19 protein-coding genes are annotated in these 20,368 nt (G+C 65.0%); 16 read left to right on the forward strand and 3 right to left on the reverse strand.

Going from position 1 to position 20,368, the window contains the following annotated elements; translation table 11 throughout:
* Positions 1-31 precede the first annotated feature (31 nt).
* The 12 genes from ACREP4_RS14720 to ACREP4_RS14775 all read left to right on the forward strand — a co-directional run bounded on the left by ACREP4_RS14720 (position 32) and on the right by ACREP4_RS14775 (position 13,030).
* The gene (locus ACREP4_RS14720) at positions 32-568 is read left to right on the forward strand and encodes a GNAT family N-acetyltransferase (protein ID WP_431596943.1); all 537 of its coding nucleotides are present in this window, start codon (positions 32-34) and stop codon (positions 566-568) included.
* A complete protein-coding gene (locus ACREP4_RS14725) occupies positions 565-897 on the forward strand; it encodes a non-heme iron oxygenase ferredoxin subunit (RefSeq protein WP_431596944.1) in 333 nt (110 codons plus the stop codon). Before ACREP4_RS14720 ends, ACREP4_RS14725 begins: the two co-directional genes overlap by 4 nt.
* A 258-nt stretch (positions 898-1,155) precedes the next feature.
* Complete coding sequence (locus ACREP4_RS14730; protein ID WP_431596945.1) at positions 1,156-1,581, forward strand: hypothetical protein; 426 nt, start codon at positions 1,156-1,158, stop codon at positions 1,579-1,581.
* 208 nt (positions 1,582-1,789) lie between these two features.
* On the forward strand, positions 1,790-4,081 hold the full coding sequence (locus tag ACREP4_RS14735) for a catecholate siderophore receptor Fiu (RefSeq protein WP_431596946.1): 2,292 nt from the start codon (positions 1,790-1,792) through the stop codon (positions 4,079-4,081).
* A gap of 53 nt (positions 4,082-4,134) precedes the next feature.
* Positions 4,135-4,821, forward strand: a complete 687-nt coding sequence (locus tag ACREP4_RS14740) for a Fe2+-dependent dioxygenase (RefSeq protein ID WP_431596947.1) — start codon at positions 4,135-4,137, stop codon at positions 4,819-4,821.
* A 191-nt stretch (positions 4,822-5,012) separates the two neighbouring features.
* A complete protein-coding gene (locus ACREP4_RS14745) occupies positions 5,013-5,417 on the forward strand; it encodes a hypothetical protein (protein ID WP_431596948.1) in 405 nt (134 codons plus the stop codon).
* Positions 5,418-5,547: 130 nt separating this feature from the next.
* Positions 5,548-7,968: a TonB-dependent receptor domain-containing protein gene (locus ACREP4_RS14750; RefSeq protein WP_431596949.1), complete on the forward strand. Its 2,421-nt coding sequence runs from the start codon at positions 5,548-5,550 to the stop codon at positions 7,966-7,968.
* Positions 7,969-8,226: 258 nt separating this feature from the next.
* Complete coding sequence (locus ACREP4_RS14755) at positions 8,227-8,871, forward strand: PepSY-associated TM helix domain-containing protein (RefSeq protein WP_431596950.1); 645 nt, start codon at positions 8,227-8,229, stop codon at positions 8,869-8,871.
* A 22-nt stretch (positions 8,872-8,893) separates the two neighbouring features.
* Positions 8,894-9,415: a DUF2271 domain-containing protein gene (locus tag ACREP4_RS14760; RefSeq protein ID WP_431596951.1), complete on the forward strand. Its 522-nt coding sequence runs from the start codon at positions 8,894-8,896 to the stop codon at positions 9,413-9,415.
* Positions 9,416-9,442: 27 nt separating this feature from the next.
* Positions 9,443-10,249 carry a DUF4198 domain-containing protein gene (locus ACREP4_RS14765; protein WP_431596952.1) on the forward strand — a complete coding sequence of 269 codons (807 nt, stop codon included), beginning with the start codon at positions 9,443-9,445 and terminating at the stop codon, positions 10,247-10,249.
* Positions 10,250-10,451: 202 nt separating this feature from the next.
* Entirely contained in the window at positions 10,452-11,426 is a 975-nt protein-coding gene (locus ACREP4_RS14770) for an FAD:protein FMN transferase (RefSeq protein WP_431596953.1), read from the forward strand.
* Positions 11,423-13,030, forward strand: a complete 1,608-nt coding sequence (locus ACREP4_RS14775) for a sulfite reductase subunit alpha (protein ID WP_431596954.1) — start codon at positions 11,423-11,425, stop codon at positions 13,028-13,030. The genes ACREP4_RS14770 and ACREP4_RS14775 overlap by 4 nt, the downstream gene beginning before the upstream one ends.
* A gap of 72 nt (positions 13,031-13,102) precedes the next feature.
* On the opposite strand, the gene ACREP4_RS14780 is transcribed toward ACREP4_RS14775, so the two are convergent.
* Together ACREP4_RS14780 and ACREP4_RS14785 are read right to left on the reverse strand one after the other, a co-directional pair.
* The gene (locus ACREP4_RS14780; protein ID WP_431596955.1) at positions 13,103-13,702 is read right to left on the reverse strand and encodes a HutD/Ves family protein; all 600 of its coding nucleotides are present in this window, start codon (positions 13,700-13,702) and stop codon (positions 13,103-13,105) included.
* 178 nt (positions 13,703-13,880) lie between these two features.
* Entirely contained in the window at positions 13,881-15,713 is a 1,833-nt protein-coding gene (locus ACREP4_RS14785; protein ID WP_431596956.1) for a 3-hydroxybutyrate oligomer hydrolase family protein, read from the reverse strand.
* Positions 15,714-15,829: 116 nt separating this feature from the next.
* On the opposite strand from ACREP4_RS14785, the gene ACREP4_RS14790 reads away from it, so the two are divergent.
* Both ACREP4_RS14790 and ACREP4_RS14795 read left to right on the forward strand, forming a co-directional pair.
* The gene (locus ACREP4_RS14790; RefSeq protein WP_431596957.1) at positions 15,830-16,627 is read left to right on the forward strand and encodes a 3-hydroxybutyrate dehydrogenase; all 798 of its coding nucleotides are present in this window, start codon (positions 15,830-15,832) and stop codon (positions 16,625-16,627) included.
* Between the two features lie 145 nt (positions 16,628-16,772).
* The gene (locus ACREP4_RS14795) at positions 16,773-17,435 is read left to right on the forward strand and encodes a response regulator transcription factor (protein WP_431596958.1); all 663 of its coding nucleotides are present in this window, start codon (positions 16,773-16,775) and stop codon (positions 17,433-17,435) included.
* Between the two features lie 97 nt (positions 17,436-17,532).
* Here ACREP4_RS14795 and ACREP4_RS14800 read toward each other — a convergent pair whose 3' ends face one another.
* Positions 17,533-17,766 carry a glutaredoxin family protein gene (locus ACREP4_RS14800; RefSeq protein ID WP_431596959.1) on the reverse strand — a complete coding sequence of 78 codons (234 nt, stop codon included), beginning with the start codon at positions 17,764-17,766 and terminating at the stop codon, positions 17,533-17,535.
* Between the two features lie 97 nt (positions 17,767-17,863).
* On the opposite strand from ACREP4_RS14800, the gene ACREP4_RS14805 reads away from it, so the two are divergent.
* The gene (locus ACREP4_RS14805; RefSeq protein ID WP_431596960.1) at positions 17,864-19,246 is read left to right on the forward strand and encodes an L-serine ammonia-lyase; all 1,383 of its coding nucleotides are present in this window, start codon (positions 17,864-17,866) and stop codon (positions 19,244-19,246) included.
* A gap of 337 nt (positions 19,247-19,583) precedes the next feature.
* Complete coding sequence (locus tag ACREP4_RS14810) at positions 19,584-20,342, forward strand: hypothetical protein (RefSeq protein ID WP_431596961.1); 759 nt, start codon at positions 19,584-19,586, stop codon at positions 20,340-20,342.
* The last annotated feature ends 26 nt before the right edge of the window (positions 20,343-20,368 follow it).

Consider the following 20,368-nt stretch of genomic DNA (forward strand, 5'->3'; position numbering starts at 1 on the left):
CAGCCCGCAGTTGCCGTTCTAGAATGTCTCGATGAACGAGCTGACCTTCCGCACCGCTACCGCCGCCGATATCCCGGCCCTGATCGAACTGGTGACCTCCGCCTATCGCGGCGATGCGTCCCGCGTGGGCTGGACCACCGAAGCCGACCTGCTGGATGGTCAGCGCGTTGACGCCGAGGGCATCCTGGCCGACATCAACCGTCCCCGCAGCGTGATCCTGCTGGCCGAACAGAATGCGCAGTTGATGGCCTGTTGCCATGTTGCCGACGAAGACGGCCACGGTTATTTCGGCATGTTCGCGGTCAGCCCGGATGCCCAGGGTGGCGGCGTCGGCAAGCAGGTGATGCAGCAGGCCGAGCGTCATGTATTCGAGCACTGGCAGCTGCCAACAATGCAGATGACGGTGATCGACTGCCGCGATGAATTGATTGCGTTCTACGAGCGCCGTGGTTACGTCCGTACCGGCATCAAAAAACCTTTCCCCTACGGCGACGCGCGCTACGGCATTCCCAAGCGCGACGATCTGCAGTTTGAAATATTGGAAAAGCCGCTGGGAGCAATGGCATGAGCGAGACCTGGACCTTCATCTGCGCCAGCGAGGAACTGCTGCCGGGTGAGCTGAAAACCGCCTTCGATGAAGTCACCGGCGTGCCGTTGGTGGTGTTCAACCTCGATGGCGAGTTGTACGCGCTGGAAGACCAATGCAGCCATGAAGAGTTTGAGTTGTCCTCGGGCGTGATTGACCCGGTCGAAGGCAGCATCGAATGCATCCTGCACGGTGCGCGCTTCGACATCCGCGACGGCAGCGCGCTGTGCGCACCGGCGTACACGGCGGTGCCCAAGTTCCCGGTCAAGCGCGAACACGGCGGCATCTGGTCACGCGACGACCGCGACTGAGCCGCAAGCCCGCAAGCCCGCAAGCCCGCAAGCAACGATTTCGCCGACGCCCCGCAAGGGGCGTTGTCGCTTCTGCCGTCAGCGGCCGGCGGCCTTGCTGACCACGCCCTTGTCGGCAGCGATCACCGCTGATCTTCCCCGGAATCAGTCGCTTTTCGTCTGGATCCAGCCGGTTCTCAATATTGATAACGCAAACAATTCTCAATAAGATGCGCATCCATTGCAGTTCGCAATGTTTCTGACACTTCCCTGCACGCCATGCCCACCCTGCCCGCCACGGCTATTCAGCGTCCAACCGCCTTTGTGCGGCAGCGCTTGCCGTGGTTGATGCTGGTGGCTGGCATGCTGCTGGTCTGGGCGATGCTGGGTCACGCCAAGCAGGTCACCACCAGCGTTTCGCTGGCAACGGTTGCCCCGGTGCTGGTCAGTCCAGACCGGGGCCACCCGGACGAGCTGCCCGACCTGGTCGCCATCGCGGAATCCGGCGCCGAGTCATCCCGCAGCGCGCGCTCGCGCCCTGCTGATACCCCCCCGCCGCCGACCGCCCTCGTGGCCGCGCCGGCCGGCATGTTCGTGGCGGCCGCCGCCGACACCCTGCTCCAGCATGCCTTGGAACGGTCACACCGTTACCCGCCGGCGCCGTATCTGCTGCTGAACCCCGGCCACGCCCCACCGCTGGCCTGATCGCGTTCGTCGCTGGCGTCGAGCCAGCGGTTTTGCTGTACCGATTCCCCATCACCGCGCCTGCAAGCCATTGATCTTGGGTTGTTTCCCTCGGCCACGGCCCGCCAGCTGCTGACTGTTTCATCCCGTTCTGCGCACTGGACCACGGCCGTTCTCCGCCTGCTCCTGCGCGTGGCTGTCGCCCTCCTTAACTGACCTACCTATCCCCATGACGCATATCAAAAGCCGCAAGCATGTTTCCCCGACGCGCAGCGTTGGCACGCTGGCCTCCACGGCCGGTCTGATCACCGGCCTGGTCGCCTTCCCGGCCCTGGCCCTGGCGCAGTCGGCCAACCGCGACGCGCAGACGCTGGACCAGGTCGAAGTGCATGCCACCACCGGCTACAAGACCGAGAAGTCGGCCAACAGCAAGTACACCCAGACGCTGCAGAACACCCCGCAGACCATCCAGGTGATCACCAGCGACCTGTTCAACCAGCAGGGCGCCACCACCCTGACCGAAGCGCTGCGCAACAGCGCCGGCGTGGGCACCTTCTATGCGGGTGAGAACGGCAACACCAGCACCGGTGACACCATCTACATGCGTGGCTTCGACAGCTCCAGCAGCATTCTGGTCGACGGCATCCGCGACCTGGGCTCGGTCTCCCGCGACGTGTTCAACACCGAGCAGGTCGAAGTGCTCAAGGGCCCGGCCGGCACCGATATCGGCCGCACCGCACCGACCGGCGCGATCAACATGATCAGCAAGCAGGCCAACCTGCGCGATGCCGTGTCGGGCAGCCTCACCGCCGGTACTGATAGCCAGCAGCGTGCCACCGCTGACTGGAACCAGACCCTGGGCGCCACCGCCGCGCTGCGCCTGAACGCCATGTGGCAGGACAGCGATGTCGCCGGCCGTGACCACGTCAACAACAAGCGCTGGGGCCTCGCGCCGTCGTTCGGCTTCGGCCTGGGCACCGACACCCGCTACTTCCTCAACCTGCTCTACCTGAAGCAGGACAACATCCCCGACGGCTTCGTGCCGACCATCGGCCTGCCGGGCTGGACCCCGCAGCCGGGCCTGGAGCAATTGGCCGGTCATCCGGTGAATCCGGAGAACTTCTACGGCACCCGCTACGACCACGATGACGTGGCCTCACAGCAGGCAACCTTCCGTTTCGAACATGATTTCTCGGACACGTTCAAGCTGACCAACACCGCGCGTTGGGGCAAGACCGAGCAGGACTATCTGCTCACCGCGTTCATGTCGACCGGTGGCGCCACCGGCAACATCAAGTGGACGGACCCCAATGACCTGTCCACCTACACGATGAATCGCAGCAACCTGACCTACAAGGATCAGGAAAACACGATCCTCACCGACCAGTTGAACCTGCGCATCGACTTCGTCACCGGCCGCGTGCAGCACAACCTCAGCACCGGCGTGGAGTTCACCCAGGAAGAGCAGAAGTCCTGGGGCAAGGCCGCCACCCTCGACGCCGATTGGGGCCCAGCCAACCTGTACAACCCGGACTGGAACGCGACAGGCCTGAGCACCCGCCGCACCGGCGTCCGCACCGACGGCAAGACCACCACGTCTTCGCTGTATGTGTTCGACACCCTCAAGTTCAGCGAAAGCTTCATGCTGACCGCCGGCGTGCGTGCTGATCACTACAAGACCGAGTACAGCAGCTCGGCACTGTGCACCGCCGCGAACTGCGGCACCAATCCGATCGGCACCCTGATCGCGCTGCCGTCGGTCGATGACTCCGACACCCTGATCAACTGGAAGGTGGGCGCGCTCTACAAGCCCAACGATGCCGTCAGCCTGTACGCCAACTACGCCATCTCGCAGCAGCCCCCGGGCGGCAACAACTTCCAGCTCAACGAAACCGCTGGCAACGTCAACAACATCAACATGGATCCGCAGGAGGCCCGCACCATCGAGGTCGGCACCAAGTGGGCCTTCATGGATGACGCGCTGGCACTGAACGTTGCGCTGTTCCGCACCGAAGTCACCAACGAGATCACCGGCAGTGCTGCCGATGGTTACTTCCAGAACGGCCAGAAGACCGTGGAAGGCGTTGAGATTTCCACCGTCGGCAAGATCACCGACAACTGGTCGGTCTCGGCCGGCTACACCCACATGAACACCCAGGTGGACACCGGCAGCCTGGTGACCGCCGATGGCAGCAACAACCTGACCTACACCCCGGATGATGCGTTCACCGGCTGGACCAGCTACGTGTTCCCGTTCGGCCTGACCATCGGCGGCGGCGTGCGTTACTCCGGCGAGATGCACCGCGGCACCGACGGTGCCAAAGGCACGCCGGCCTTCGTCAAGTCGTACACCGTGTATGACGCCGTGGCCTCCTATGCGGTCAACGACAACCTGGTGCTGCGTTTGAACGCCTACAACCTGTTCGACAAGCAGTACGTCGCCGCGATCAACAAGAGCGGTTACCGCTACACCCCGGGTACCCCGCGTACCTTCATGTTCAGCGCGGACTTCCGCTTCTGATCAGGTGGGCGCAGGGGCTTACACTCCCCTGCGCCCTCTTCGGAAAGACCACCATGTTGCTGCACATCCCCAATGTACTCAGCGCCGAGGACGTCGCCGGTTTCCGCCGCGCACTGGATGCGGCCGACTGGGCCGATGGGCGCGAGACCGTGGGCCACCAAGGCGCCCAGGTCAAACGCAACCAGCAGTTGCCCGACGCTTCACCGCTGAAGGCCGAGCTGGGCCAGCACGTACTTGCGGCGCTGGAACGCAATCCCCTGTTTTTTGCCGCGGCCTTGCCGCTGCGCATCCTGCCGCCACGTTTCAATCGCTACACCGGCGGTGGCGAATATGGCTTCCATGTCGATGGCTCGGTGATGAGCGTCGGGCATGGCCAGCAACGCACGCACATCCGTTCGGATATCTCCTGCACCCTGTTCCTGTGCGAGCCGGAGGAATACGAAGGCGGCGAGCTGGTGATCAGCGACACATACGGCGAGCACGAAGTGAAGCTGCCGGCCGGCGATCTGATCGTGTATCCCTCCAGCAGCCTGCACAAAGTGCAGCCGGTCACCCACGGCGCCCGGCTGGCATCGTTCTTCTGGGTGCAAAGCCTGGTCCGCGATGACGCGCATCGGCGCCTGCTGTGGGAGATGGATATGTCGATCCAGCAGTTGACCGCAGATGTCCCGCAGCATCCCTCATTGGTCAGCCTGACCGGCATTTATCACAACCTGCTGCGGCAATGGGCTGAAACCTGAGCCGTGCCGTGCGCCGGGCGTATCACCGACCGCCGTAGGCCCGATGGGATCAATTCCCGGCGGATGCGATTGGATTGATATCCGTCAATTGTTGTTATCAATTCTCATTTGCAAAAGTTAACGAATCACACTTACAATTCCGGCTCGAAAGCGACCGCCCCACCGCGTCGCCCCTGCCATCCGGGATTTCAGTGCAGCAACCGCAGCGCCCTCAGTACCTGGCCACCGCCCATCGCGTCACTGCGATGCGCCCGGTGGCCTTGTATGCACTGCTCCTGCTGTCGTTGCTGGCCTCGCTCTGGCAAATCGGGCAACACGCGCCGCGCAGCGGCATCGTCGAAAGCACCGCCTCCGCTTCCGCCGAAGAACGTTCGGGCGGCGAGAAGCAACTTGAAGAAGAAAGCCCGGCCAAACTGCGCCGGGTAGCGGGCCTGCGGGTACCACGCGCCGCACAGCAGTACCCGGAACTGCAGGGGCACACTTTCGCCGTTGCTGCCGTGCTCCGCCATTCGCTGATCCCGGCCGCGCCGGGCCAGCCACGTCACACGTTGCCCAGCCTGCGCCAGCAACGCGGCCAAGCGCCCCCGCTGGCCTGATCGCTTCATCCCGGGCCGGTTCTGGCCTGCGCATCCCCGCATTTTTCTTCTGTCGCTACGCCCACCGCCGGTGCAATCGCCTGCGGTAGCCGTCTGCGCACCTGCTCTCATCTACTTTCGAGGTTCCCCCATGGCTCAGCGCCATCGTCGTCGTGCGTCCGTTTCCCGCCACCTGCTCACCGCCGCGGTGCTCGGCGCGCTCAGCGTCACCGCCCATGCCAATGGCAGCGGCGCCCCGACCACGCTGGACAAGGTGGTCGTCACCGCCAGCGGCTTCGAGCAGAAGATCACCGATGCGCCGGCCAGCATCTCGGTCATCACCCAGGAAGAACTGGCCAAGCGCCCGTACATGACGCTGCTCGACGCCGTGCGCGACCTGGAAGGCGTGGACGTGGGCGAAACCCGCGACAAGACCGGCCAGGGCAGCATCTCGATGCGTGGCATGGGCTCGGATTACACGCTGATCCTGGTCAACGGCCGCCGCCAGAACAATCACGGCGACATCTACCCGAACAACTTCGGCGGCAACCAGTTCAACCACATCCCGCCGCTGGATGCGATCGAACGCATCGAAGTGATCCGCGGCCCGGCCTCCACCCTGTACGGTGCCGACGCGATGGGCGGCGTGATCAACATCATCACCAAGCGCACGCTCGACAGCTGGCACGGTTCGGCCACCGTGGCCCGTACCTTTGAGACCAACGACGAATTCGGCGATGACAGCACCGCCGACCTGTTCGTCACCGGCCCGCTGGTGCCGGGCGTATTGAACCTCAGCGCGCGCGGCAGCTGGTACGACCGCAAGGCCTCCAATCCGGTGTATTCGTCGGTCACTGATCCGGCTGGCGTCGAGCACAACCGCGCACTGGGCTTTGGTGCAGGCGGCAAGACCGTGGACAACACCAACAAGGCTGGCGGCATCAGCCTGGCGTGGACGCCGACCGACGCACAGACCATCACTCTGGACTACGACACCTCGCGCCAGGAGTACGACAACTCGATCAAGATCAACGATCAAGGCGAAGAGGAATATCCGGTCGGCACGGTCGACAGCCTCAGCAGCATCTGGCGCAGCAGCAACTTCTGCCTGGGCGCCAGCGGCGCCAACGCCAATGCTTGTCACGGCAACGGTGGTACCTGGTCGCGCCGCGCCGACCCGCGCGCCGGTTACGGCCCGACCCAGAAGTTCACCCGTGACGCCTGGGCACTGACCCACGACGGCAACTGGGACTTCGGCAACAGCTTTGTCTCGCTCTCGCATGTCGCCACCAACAACGACGGCCGCACCATGCCGTTCACCGTGACCGAGCGCGAACACCTGCTGCAGATGATCGACGCCACCGGCCCGTATGCCGACATGTCGCTGGCCGACCGTCGCGCGCTGGCCGCGTCCACCTTCCTGCCGCGCCCCAAGCGCGTGCTGGAAAGCGCCCAGTACACCCTCGACGCCAAGATCGACATGCCGTTCCAGGCCGCCGGTGAACACGTTGCCGTGTTCGGCACGCAGGTGATCCGTGGCGAGCTGACCGACGGCGTGTTCGGCACCGAAATCGGTACGCCGGGCCGCAAGCAGGAGCACAACATGTACTCGCTGTTCGCCGAGGACACCTGGACGGTGATCGCACCGTTGGCCATCACCTACGGCCTTCGCTACGACGACCATGAAGTGTTCGGCGACCATCTGAGCCCACGCCTGTACGGCGTGTACACGGTCAACGAGCTGTGGACGGTCAAGGGCGGCGTCAGCACTGGCTTCAAAACTCCCAAGACCACGCAGCTGTATGACGGCGTCACCGGTTTCGGCGGCCAGGGCACCTCGCCGATGTTCGGCAACCCGGACCTGAAGCCGGAAACCAGCACCAGCACCGAGCTGGCGGTCTACTGGCAGCACCCGGACGGTCACAACTTCAACGCCACGCTGTTCCACAACAAGTTCGACGACAAGATCGCCCAGCAGCCGTGCGGCGCCGCGTTTGCGCTGGCCTGCACCACGACCGGCGAGTACGCCGATCTGGGTTACGCCACCAGCAACAAGACGGTGAACATCGACAAGGTGGTGATCCAGGGTGCGGAAGTGGCCGGCCGTTGGGAGATCAGCGACGCCTTCAGCCTGCGCGCCAACTACACCTACACCGACAGCGAGCAGAAGAGCGGCGCGAAGAAAGGCTTGCCGCTGGGCAACAGCGCCAAGCACATGGCCAACGCCACCTTCAATTGGCAGGCCAACGACCGCTTCAGCCTGTTCCTGACCGGCGAAGCGCGCTCCAAGCGCTTCAACGATGTCAGCGCGGTCACCGGCGAGGCGCTGTATTACAAGAACTACACCGTGTTCCATCTGGGTGCTTCGTTCGAGGCCACGGAGTGGCTGACCGTCAACGCACGCATCAACAATCTGTTCGATCGTGACTTCACCACCTACCAGACCACCTTCACCGACCTGGACGGCGACGGCAGCTACGCCGACGGCACCAATGAAGTGCTGTACTTCGACGACTACAACAACAAGGACAAGGCACGCAGCTTCTGGCTGAGCGTCAACGCCCGCTTCTAATGAATGACGCTGCGCCCCGGTTCCTGCCTTCGTGGCTGGGAACCGGGGCGTTGTTGTTTGTCAGGTGCGTTCGCTCCCTTGCGCAAAGCGCCGGGGAGCGTTTGAAAGGTGGGGCGTCAATGCATCTGCCCCTTTCCGGGACATTCCCAGCCACCCAGAACCCCGCAAAACACGTTGAACCCCTGATACAAATAGATACAAATTGCGAATCATTCTCATTAGTGATCTAATCTTTGCCCTCTCACTCGTCCTAATCCCGTGTCTGTAGACCGCGCTTCGGCCAACCTCGTGCAGCAACAAGCCAGCCGCGGCTTTTGGTTGCGCACCCTGCATCAGTGGCACTGGATCAGTTCGGCGGTCTGCCTGATCGGCATGTTGCTGTTCTCCATCACCGGCATCACCTTGAACCACGCGTCCAAGATTGAAGCCAAACCCGACGTGCACAACCAGAAGATCGAATTGTCCGCGCCGCTGCTCGAAGCATTGGGTGAGCGCGAAGACGGCAACGCGCCGCTGCCAGGCAAAGTGGCGGATTGGTTGTCACGCGAGTTGGATGTGTCCATCGGCAAGCGCCCGGCCGAGTGGTCGCCGGAAGAAATCTATCTGTCCATGCCCGGCCCCGGCAGTGATGCCTGGTTGAGCATTGACCGCGAAACCGGTGCGGTGGAATTCGAGAAAACCCGGCGCGGCTGGGTCTCGTATTTCAACGATCTGCACAAGGGCCGCAACGCCGGCCCGGGCTGGGGTTGGTTCCTGGACCTGTTCGCCGTGGCCTGCCTGGTGTTCTGCATCACCGGCCTGTTCCTGCTGCACCTGCATGCGCGACAGCGGCGCATGACCTGGCCGCTGGTTGGCCTGGGCTTGATGATCCCGCTGTTGATTGCCCTGCTCCTCATCCATTGACCGTCCTCCCCGGAGTCGCACCATGCGCGTCACCCTGACCATCGCCCTGAGCGGCCTGATCGCCACTGCTCCTGCGGCCTACGCCGCCAGCCTCGACGTCAACGTCGAAGTGCCTTCGCTCAACGTGGCCGAATACCACCGCCCGTATGTGGCCGTGTGGATTGAAGGCGCCGACCAGAAGGTCGCCGCCAACCTGTCGGTCTGGTACCAGCTCAAGGACACCGCCGAAGGCCACGGCACCAAGTGGTTGCCGGACCTGCGCCAGTGGTGGCGCAAGAGCGGCCGCACCCTGCAGGTGCCGGTGGATGGCGTGACCGGCCCGACCCGCCCGGTCGGCAAGCACCAACTCAGCTTCAACGACCGCCAGCCGCAGCTGCGTGGCCTGCCCGCCGGCCAGTACACGCTGGTGGTGGAAGCCGCACGCGAAGTGGGCGGCCGTGAGCTGGTCAAGATTCCCTTCACCTGGCCGGCGCGCGCCGCACAGAACGGCAGTGTCCAAGGCACCTCCGAGCTGGGCGCCGTCACCCTCGCCGTCAAACCCTGATCCGCCTTACTCCACTGGAGCCAACCGATGAAGCGTTCCCTTCTGATTGCCGCCGCCATCGCCGCGGTGCTTCCGTTCACCGCCTCCGCCCACAAGGCCTGGCTGCAGCCGTCGCAGACCGTCATTGCCGGCACCAACCCGTGGATCACGGTGGACGCGGCCGTGTCCAACGACTTGTTCTATTTCAACCATGTGCCGCTGCGCCTGGACAACCTGGTCATCACCGCCCCTGACGGCAGCACCGTGCAGCCGCAGAACGCGGCCACCGGCAAGTACCGCAGCGTGTTCGACGTTGAACTGACCCAGCAAGGCACCTACCGCCTGGCCACCGTCAATGCCGGCCTGTCGGCCAGCTGGCAGGAAGATGGCAAGCCCAAGCGCTGGCGCGGCAACGCCGAGAAGTTCGCGGCCGAAGTGCCGAAGGACGCACCGGAGCTGAAGGTCTCCGAGACTGCTGGCCGCATCGAGACCTTTGTCACCAACGGCAAGCCGAACGACACCGCGCTCAAGCCAACCGGCAAGGGCATGGAGCTGGTCGCCGTTGGCCATCCGAACGATCTGTTCGCGGGCGAAGAAGCCAAGTTCAAGCTGCTGGTCGACGGCAAGCCGCAGGCCGGTCTTGAAGTCGAGATCACCCGCGGCGGCACCCGTTACCGCAACGCGCAGGAAGAGATCAAAGTCACCACCGACGCCAACGGCGAGTTCTCGGTGACCTGGCCGCAGGCCGGCATGTACTGGCTGGAAACCGGCACCGAAGACAACAAGACCTCCGTGCCGCAGGCCAACGTCCGCCGCCTGAGCTACGTCGGCACGCTGGAAGTGCTGCCGCAGTAACGCTTGAAGCCCCTCTCCCGCCAGCGGGAGAGGGGCTGGGGTGAGGGGCGCCTCAGAACTCCTTCAAACTGTAGCGAAGAAGAACGCGTCGCCACGCGCCTTGAAGGCGAACTATTTAGCGCTTCCCCTCATCCGCCCCTTCGGGGCACCTTCTCCCGTGAACGGGAGAAGGGACGCCCGCCCAGCCGGCTTTTTGATACCGATGTCCCCCAACTCCGACATCGCCGCCCTTGGCGGCCACACCATGGGCACCTCGTGGAGCGCCAAACTGGTCGCACCGCGCAGTCGTGACCTGCATGCGCTGCATGCCGGCATCCAGGCCGAACTGGATCGCGTGGTCGCGCAGATGAGTACCTGGGAAGCCGGTTCGGACATCAGCCGCTACAACCGTGCCGCTGCCGATAGCTGGCACCCACTGCCAAACGATTTCTGGACCGTGCTCAGTGCCGCGCAAGCGATTGCCGCGCGCAGCAAGGGCGCGTTCGACCCCAGCATCGGGCCGTTGGTCGCGCTGTGGGGCTTTGGTGCGGACGCCGCTGCACAGCGCGTTCCCGATCCTGCACAACTGGCCGAGGTCGCGCGCCGCTGTGGCTGGAACAGGCTCCAGTTGAATCCGCAGACGCAAGCGGCGCTGCAACCCGGCGGCCTGCAGTTGGATCTGTCCGCCATCGCCAAGGGCTACGGCGTGGATCTGGTCAGCCGCTGGCTGCGCCGCAACGGCATCGACGCTGCCTTGGTCGAAGTCGGCGGTGAGCTGCACGGTTATGGGCTCAAACCCGATGGCCAGCCGTGGCGCGTGCTGGTGGAATCCGCACCGGAAGAAGATGCCGGCGCCGACTTCCCACCGCGCGTATTGGCCTTGAACGACCTCGCCGTCGCTACCTCCGGCGACCGCTGGCACCACTACGAACACGATGGCGTGTCCTACAGCCACACCCTCGACCCACGCACGCAGGCACCGGTAACGCGTGCCGCTGCGGCGGTCACCGTGATCGACCGCGAGGCGATGCGCGCCGATGCGTGGGCCACCGCGCTCACCGTGATGGGTGCCGAACACGGCCTGGCATTCGCCCAGCAACATGACCTTGCCGCGCGCTTTGTATCGCGCGGCAGCACCGGGCTGGAAGAGGCCATGACGCCTGCCTTCCAGCGCTACCTGGACGCAGACACGCAATGAGTTCCAACCGCTCCCTCCGCGCCACGCTCGGCAACCTCGGCATGATCGCCGCGCTGCTGCTCGTCGCCTTCCTGCTGCTGCGCCTGCATCTGGGCGAAAGCTGGTGGCTGGCTTCGCCGCTGCCTACGCAGTGGTGGAGCGCGCTGATCACCACTGCGATCTACGCCGCCTGTTTCGCGCTGTGGTGGCGGGTGCGTCCGCGCAAGGAAGAAGCCAGCAATAACGGCGAGCCGCCGGTGCTGGTGGTGTGGGCCAGCCAAACCGGCTTCGCCCAACAGCTTGCAGAACGCACCGCCGAAAGCCTGCGCGCTGCCGGCCATACCACCCGCCTGCGCGCCCTCGATCAGGTAGACACCGCCCTGCTCGGCAGCAGTCGCAAAGCCTTGTTCATCGCCAGCACCACGGGCGAAGGTGACCCGCCCGATCATGCACTCGCGTTCCTGAGCCGGGTGATGACGCAACCGGCCGCACTGTCACAACTGCACTACGCGGTACTGGCGCTCGGCGACCGCACCTACGACCAGTTCTGCGCGTTCGGCCATCAACTGGATGACTGGTTGCGCGAGCACGGCGCACAACCGCTGTTCGATACGGTGGACGTAGACAACGCCGATCCGGACGCATTGCGCCATTGGCAGCAGTTGCTTGGCCAACTCGGCGGCACCGTTGCCGATGTTCCCGACTGGAGCGCACCGGCTTACCAACCGTGGCGACTGCAGGAGCGACAAGCGCTCAACCCCGGCAGCGTTGGCGGCACGGTCTTTCACCTCAAGCTGCATCCAACGGAAGGCGCGCTGCCGAACTGGCAGGCCGGCGACATCGCCGAAATCGGCCCGCATCACTCGGCCGATGCCGTCGCACAGTGGATGCAAGCCAACCGTTTCGCCGTGACTGCATTGCTGCCGGATGGCCGTTCGCTGCGTGAGGTGCTGGCGGTGTCGTATCTGCCGGAACAGATCGCCAGCGGCGACATCACCGCACTCAACGCCGCGCTCAAGCCGCTGCCGCACCGCGAATACTCCATCGCCTCGATGCCATCGGAAGGCACGCTGCAATTGATGCTGCGCCGCCAGCTGCGTCCGGATGGAACCCCCGGCCTGGCCAGCGGCTGGTTGTGCGATTTCACCTCGCCCGGCGATGCCATCGACCTGCGCCTGCGCAGCAACCGCAACTTCCATCCACCGCAGAACGACGCACCGCTGATCCTGATCGGCAACGGCACCGGCATCGCCGGCCTGCGCGCGCATCTGCAGGCGCGCATCGACGCCGGTGCGCATCGCAACTGGTTGTTGTTCGGCGAGCGTAACGTTGCCCACGATTTCCATTTCGGCGATGAACTGCAGCAATGGCTGCGCGACGGTGGCATCGAACATCTGGATGCTGTTTTCAGCCGCGACGATGGCCCGTTCCACCATGTGCAGGACGCGCTCGCCGCGCATGCACAGCGCCTGCGCGAGTGGGTGGAACAAGGCGCGACGATTCTGGTCTGCGGCAGCCTGCAAGGCATGGCACCGGCGGTGGATGCCGTCATCGTGCAGGCACTCGGCGCAGAAGCGCATGAAGCACTGCGCATCGCCGGTCGCTACCGCCGCGACGTGTATTGAGCGGGCTGGGTTCGCACCACAACCTCGGCACTACAGGCGAAGCCTGCGCTGTTGGTTCTGTGGCTTCGCCGCTTACGCCGCTCCCACAACAGGCGTCACCCGGATCGCCAACAACTCGCCGCCGCCGGTCAATGCGAAACGCTGCCGCTCGCCGGCACGCAGCCACGCGGTATCGCCTGCAGCCATCGCCGGCAGCACACCGCCCTCGAATTCGGCCTGCCCGGCGAGCAGATGGATCGCCCATGCCGCTTGCGGCTCGGTGAAGAACAACATGCTGCCGACCAAGGGCCGGTGCAACAGCTCGGCCTGCAGCGCATCGCGGCGCCACATCAGGTTGAAATCCTGGGTCAGCCCATCGACCAACTCACCGTGGATCGTCTCCTCACCCGCAAACCGCAGCCGCTGATACGGCGGCAACAAGGTTTCGCAGCGACCATCGGCAAAGCGCAGCCGCAGGCCTTCGCCCTGCAGCAATACCAACTCGCGCTCGACACCCGGAAACGCGGAGAACGCCGCGTCCTGCTCGATTTCGGCAATCGACAAACGCAGCTGCCAATCGCCCTGTTCGGGCAAGCGCAGGATTTCGCGGGTCCAGCCAAGACCATTCCGCCAGCGTTCGCGGTGATAGTCAGCGGAAGGAATGACGCGGGAAGGTGAGTTCAGAAGGTTCATGCGCGCATGATGCCATCGCCGCAGGATATCGCCCATGTAGGAGCGGCCTCGGCCGCGAAACCCGCGACCTGACCGACATCGTGCATCCTGCCGTCCCGCAGGACGGGGCGGCACACATTCCCGCGATCCGGCCCGTCGCATGCTTCGCGGCCGAGGCCGCCCCTACGGGAGATATCGATTACTTCGGCATCGCTAGATTTTCCGCCGTCAGCGGTTTGCCGGCGCGCGGCGTGGTCTGGATCAGCGCGCTGGCCGGCAATGCGGTGCCGCTGTCCAAACGTGCCTGCACGCGGTCCAACGCGGCGTACACATATGGCAGCAATGGCAGATAACGCGCACCGTAATCCGGCAGGCCGAGGAAGCCGTCGAAGTGCTGCACGTGTTTGACCTGCCAATAGCTCACCTCGCGCCCAGCGGCCTTGGCCGCAGCGGCATACGGTGCGCTGCTGAAAGCCGGCGGAATCAGGCCGTCATCGGTGCCGTGTATCACCATCACCGGCAGACCCTGACGCGGCAAACCGGCGCGGGTGGCCTGGATACCGGCTTGCACGCGCTTGGCGTCATCGCCCTGCCCGTCCCACAAACCACGCAGACACTTCAGGCCGGCGTAGGTCAGATCCGGCAGCTGCACTTTGCTGTCCAGCAAGCCGACGCCCGCGCCCGGCGGAATACCACTGCCGTCGGAAATCCAGGCGGCGCGTTCGGCAGCCGTCGCAGCGCGCGGTGTGAAGTTCGGGTTCTGCGCCGCGAAGTTGAAACCACACGGATGCTCGCCCACACCATAGCGGCCGTACGCCGATGCGTAGGTCGCGGCGATGGCGCGCCATAGATCAAAACCGGTGGACAAGGCACCGGCGCGCAGCGCTTCGTCGGTCCAGCCTTTGCGCATCATCAATTCGTAGGCGGACTTGGCCTGCGCGGCCGGCGTAGCACCGCTGATGACACCTTCGGCGGCCAGCGTGGCGCAACGCACGGCCGCACCGGCCTGCAGTGCAGCGGTCATCGGCGGCTGCGGCAGGTTGCCCATGTGCAACTGCGCGCACGGCATCAACAACGCCGCTTCGGTGGTGTAGTCATACAGCGCACGCGCGCCGGGGCCATCGGAATAGATGCTGGGCTCGCCGGCCACCACCGCATCCAGCCAATCGCCGTCCAGTTCGGCTGCACGCAGCACCGCACCACCGCCGTTGGAAATGCCCACCGCGATGATGCGGGTGTTATCGAAGGTAAACGGTGCGGACTGCGGATAGGCCTGCTCCAGCGCCAGCAGCGCGAACTGCGCGGCCTGTTGTACATGGCGGCCCCAATCGGCTTCCGGGTTGTCCTTGGAATGTGCGTGCTTGAACGCGACACCTGACGCGTTGACCGGCGCATCCGGCACGAAGGCCAGGTCGGCGACGTCGCCCAATGCACCGACGGTGCCGTTGGCACGCACGCCCATCTGCGCATCGAGATCGTAGTAATCGCTACCCGCGCCCTTGTCGGTGTAAACCACCGCACAGCCCTTGGGCAGGCCCCAGGCTGCGGCCACCGACACCGCGCCATAGATGCCACGCGAACCGGATGCCGGTGCGACCAGCACGCAGCGCTTTTCACGATCGAAGTTGTCCGGCACCTGCGCCAGCACGCGGTGCGGCTGCTTGGCGTCGGGCAGTCGTGCATAGGCCGAGTATTCGCGACCCGGCACCGGCGCCAGGCTGCCGAACAACTCGCCGTAGCCGCCACCCGGGGCGAGATCGGCAATGCCGCGCCAGCTGCCCCACAGCGCACGCCGGCGCAGTTCTTCCACAGTCGGTGCGTTGGCATCGGCAAAGGCGGGCGGCGCCATGCTGCGCAGGCCCGTCAACCCCAGCCCGGCGGTGAGCAGATCGTCGCTGCCGCGGTGCTCGCTGCGGAGTTCGTTGCTGAACATGGAAGGCTCCACGGACTTGGACGCTGGGCCGCTGGCACAGGATGCCAGGCTCAGTCCGACGAATAGGCCGCAGGCGGCGCGCAGTAGGGATTGGCTCATGGGCGCACACTAGCAGAGGCTCCCGGGCCGGCTCATCGTACTTTGGTACCACGCGCTTTTGCCGCGTTGACTGCTACGTTTCCCAGCACTTTCCCCCGTTTTATGGAGTCCCCCACATGGACCGTTTTCTGCAGGGCCGCACCGCATTGGTGACTGGCAGTACCTCCGGCATTGGTTTGGCCATCGCTGAAGCGCTCTCCGCCGCTGGCGCACGCGTCGCCATCAATGGCCTGGGCAGCGCCGAGCAGCTTGAAGCCGCGCTCAAGCGCGTGACCGACGCCGGCAGCGAGGCACGTCACTTTGATGCGGACCTGCGCAAGCCCGAACAGATCACCGGCATGCTCGACGCCGTGCAGGCCTGGGGCGAGATCGACGTGCTGGTGAACTGCGCCGGCATCCAGCACGCCGCACCATTGGCCGAGCAGCCTGCCCAGAAATGGGACGACATCATCGCCATCAACCTCAGCGCCGCCTTCCACACCATGCAGCACGTGCTGCCGGGCATGGGCGAGCGCGGCTTCGGCCGCGTGCTCAACATCGCCTCGGTGCACGGGCTGGTGGCGTCCAAGAACAAGGCGCCATATGTGGCCAGCAAGTTCGGCATTGTCGGCCTGAGTAAAGTTGCCGCGCTGGAATATGCCGCCGCTGGTAGCCGCGACAGTGGCGGTGTCACCGTCAACTGCGTGTGTCCGGGCTGGGTGGAAACGCCGCTGATCGAGCCGCAGATCCAGGCCCATCGCAACGGCGGCAGCCGCGACGACGGCGTGCGCGCCCTGCTGGAAGAAAAACAGCCCAGCCAGCGCATGTCGCTGCCCGAGGACATCGCCGCAATGGTGGTCTGGCTGTGCCGCCGCGAATCGCACAACGTCACCGGCGCCGCCATGCCGATCGACGGCGCGTGGACGGCGCAGTAAGGCGGAATCGGTGCGGAGTGGGAGCGGTAGCAACATCACGCAACGCCAATGCGGTGTGTGGCCTCTCTCACTCAGCCCTTCCCGGATGTTGCCTTTGTTGCCACTTCAGCCTCTACTCACGCCTGCTCACTCATTCCAGCCCTACATGCCCAGCCTGTTGATCGCCGACGACCATCCTCTGTTCCGCGCTGCCCTGCGTCAGGCCGCCAGCGATGCGGTCAGTGGCATGCAGGTGCGCGAGGCCGAGTCACTGGAAGGCGTGCTGGCCGCGCTGGATGCTGCACCGGATACCGATCTGATCCTGTTGGATCTGCATATGCCGGGCAATCACGGCTTGGCCGGTTTGGCAGCCATCCGCGCCCAACACCCGGGCGTGGCAGTGATTGTGGTGTCGGCCAATGACGACCCGCGCGTGGTCCGCCGCGCGCTCGACCACGGCGCCGCCGGTTACCTGCCCAAGAGTTCGGGCCTGAACGAACTGCATGACGCCATCCGCTGCGTGATGGCCTGCGAACAATGGCTGCCGGCGTCGTTGCGTGCCTCGGTGACGCGGGCGCAATCCTCGCGCCACGACAGCGAACTGGCCGCACGCCTGGCCAGCCTGTCACCACAGCAGTTCCGCGTGTTGGCCTTGGTGGCCGAAGGCCTGCTCAACAAGCAGATCGCCGACCGGCTGGAGGTGCAGGAGCGCACAGTGAAGGCGCATCTGTCGGCAATCTTTGAACGCCTGGGCGTGCGCAACCGCACCCAGGCCAGCGTGGTGCTGCGCGAGCTGGAACTCAGCGATCCCGCCCGTCAGGCGGTCTGAGCCAGTCCGTCAACGCCGTAGGCTGGGATGCAGCGCAACGCAATCCCAGCATCTACGAACCCTCCCAAGCGCTGGGATTTCATCCCAGCCTACGCGGCTATACCTCGCCGCCCAGCCACACCGCCAGCCGCGCCGCATCAAACGGCCAATCCAGCTCACGACCTGCCCCATCGCGCAACACCGGCACGCGCACGCCGTAGCGGTCTTCCAACGCGGCATCTTCGTCGATGAAGACGCTGTCGAACTCCGGCGCCCGAGCCTGCGCCAGCACTGCCAGCGCCAGATCGCACAGGTGGCAGTCGTCACGTTGATACAGCACCAGTCCGCTCATTCTTTGCTCCACCGGGGGAATGCTGCGCTGCGGGCAAGGCCAGCGGCGGCGAGCCCGTAGAATAGCGGCCCTCTCTACGCAGTTCGCAGAAATACGCATGTCCGTCAGTACGTTCGACCTGTTCAAGATCGGCATCGGCCCGAGTTCGTCACACACCGTGGGGCCCATGCGCGCGGCCGAGCGCTTCGTGCACCGCTGGCTGCTGGATCCGGGCCGGCTGCAGGATGTGGTGCGCATCCGCGCCGAAGTATTCGGCTCACTGGCGCTGACCGGGCGCGGCCACGGCACCGACAAGGCCGTGCTGCTGGGGCTGGAAGGCCACCGCCCCAACGTGATCGACCCGGACATCATTCCCGCCACGCTGGAACGCATCCGCAGCAGCAAGCGCATCAACCTGATGGGACAGCGCGAGATCGCCTTCGACGAGAAGCGCGACCTGGCCCTGAACAAGCGCCAGAAGCTGCCGTACCACACCAACGGCATGCGCTTCACCGCCTATGACGCCGACGACCAGATCATCGCCACCCGCGATTACTACTCGGTGGGCGGCGGTTTTGTGGTCAACGAGGACGATGCCGCCGATGACCGCATCGTGCCCGACCAGACGCCCGTGCCGTATCCATTCAAGAGCGGCGACGAGCTGCTGGCACAGGCCGCACGCAGCGGCCTGAGCATCGCCCAGATGATTTTCGAGAACGAAAAATGCTGGCGCAGCGAGGACGAAATCCGCGCCGGCCTGCGTGAACTCTGGGATGCGATGCAGTCCTGCGTGACCCGCGGCATCCGTTCCGAAGGCACGCTGCCCGGCGGGCTCAACGTCAGCCGCCGCGCACCGGCGCTGTACCGCGAGTTGTCCGCGCGCCCGGAAGCGGCCATGCGCGATCCGTTGACCACGCTGGACTGGGTCAATCTGTACGCGCTGGCCGTCAACGAAGAAAACGCCGCAGGCGGCCGCGTCGTCACCGCGCCGACCAATGGCGCGGCCGGCATCATTCCCTCGGTGCTGCATTACTACGACCGTTTCTGCCCGGGCAGCAACGAACAGGGCGTGTTCAATTTCCTGCTCACCGCCGCAGCGATTGGCATCCTCTACAAGGAAAACGCCTCGATCAGCGGCGCCGAAGTCGGCTGCCAGGGCGAAGTGGGTGTGGCCTGCTCGATGGCGGCCGGCGGCCTGATGGCGGCACTGGGCGGCAACCCGGGGCAGATCGAGAACGCTGCTGAAATCGGCATGGAACACAACCTCGGCCTGACCTGCGATCCCATCGGCGGGCTGGTGCAGATTCCCTGCATCGAGCGCAACGCAATGGGCGCGGTGAAGGCGATCAACGCCAGCCGCATGGCCATGCGTGGCGACGGCAAGCACAAGGTCTCGCTGGACAAGGTCATCAAGACCATGCGCGACACCGGCCGCGACATGCAGGACAAGTACAAGGAAACCAGCCGTGGCGGCCTCGCCGTCAACGTCATCGAGTGCTGAGGCCTGATACGCAGGCGGGGATTCCATCCCAGCCTGCGCATCTACCGCGACACCCCGTAGAGCGGAGCCATGCTCCGCTGGAGCTTTCCCGGTAACGCCCGTGCCGAGCATGGCTCGGCACTACCGGCCCGGTGCCTCGTATTGCAATCCCCCTGATCGCCCCCCCAGAATCGCGCCACACGAAGGAACGTCAGGGGGACGGATGCAGACCGAGCAGGAACCCGACGGGCAACCACCCGCGCCGCGCATACCTTCACCTCGCCCGGCCGCACGGCCCGCGTCGCGCCCTGCGCCACGTTCGGGCGGACTCAGTCTCGGCAAGCTGCTGATTGCAGCAATGGTGCTGGTGATCGGCGCCTATTTCATCGGCAATAAAAAGCCGGCGCCGGCAGATTCCGAAGCCACTATTGCCACCTCCGGATCGGAAGCGCCGGCCGCTGCGCCGACCGCCGTCAGACGCGAAGCGATGGTGGTAGAGGGCGAGAAGCCCACCACGCTGACCACCCTCGATGAAGCGCGCATGCAGACCAGCGAAAGTGGCAGCGTGCTGCGCATTGAAGGCAGCGTCGGCAAGAATTTCGCCAACGATCTACGCGCCGCGTTGGATGCCAATCCATCGTTGCAGCGCATCGACATCACCAGCGGCGGCGGCTATGCCGGCCCGGGGCTGGAAGCGGCACGGATGATCCGCAGGCGCAGCCTGATCGTCCGTGTGAAATCGCAATGCGCGAGCATGTGCGTTGCACTCTGGGCAGCCGGCGCACAGCGGCAGATGGAACCGGACGCCTGGATCGGCCTGCACGACTGGGATGCCCGTTGCGACCAGCGTCCCTCGCCCATCCGTGAGGAATGCCATTACCAGATGCAGTTCGCCACCGACCACGACGCCAGCTACGACGCGTGGCTACGCGATGCCGGCTTCAATCAATACCTGCTTGATCTGCAGACCAAGACCGCATCCAAAGACATCGCCATCCTCGCCGCCCCCCAGCTGTGGGAAAACGGCGTGGATTTCAGCGTAGTCAGCCACGACGGAACCCGCATGACCCGTGCCGACGTACAGCATTACCTGGCTGAGAAATTCGGGCGGCGCTGAGCCACTCGCGTAGGAGCGGCTTCAGC

This window comes from Stenotrophomonas sp., from assembly GCF_050737575.1.
In the GTDB taxonomy this organism is placed as follows: domain Bacteria; phylum Pseudomonadota; class Gammaproteobacteria; order Xanthomonadales; family Xanthomonadaceae; genus Stenotrophomonas.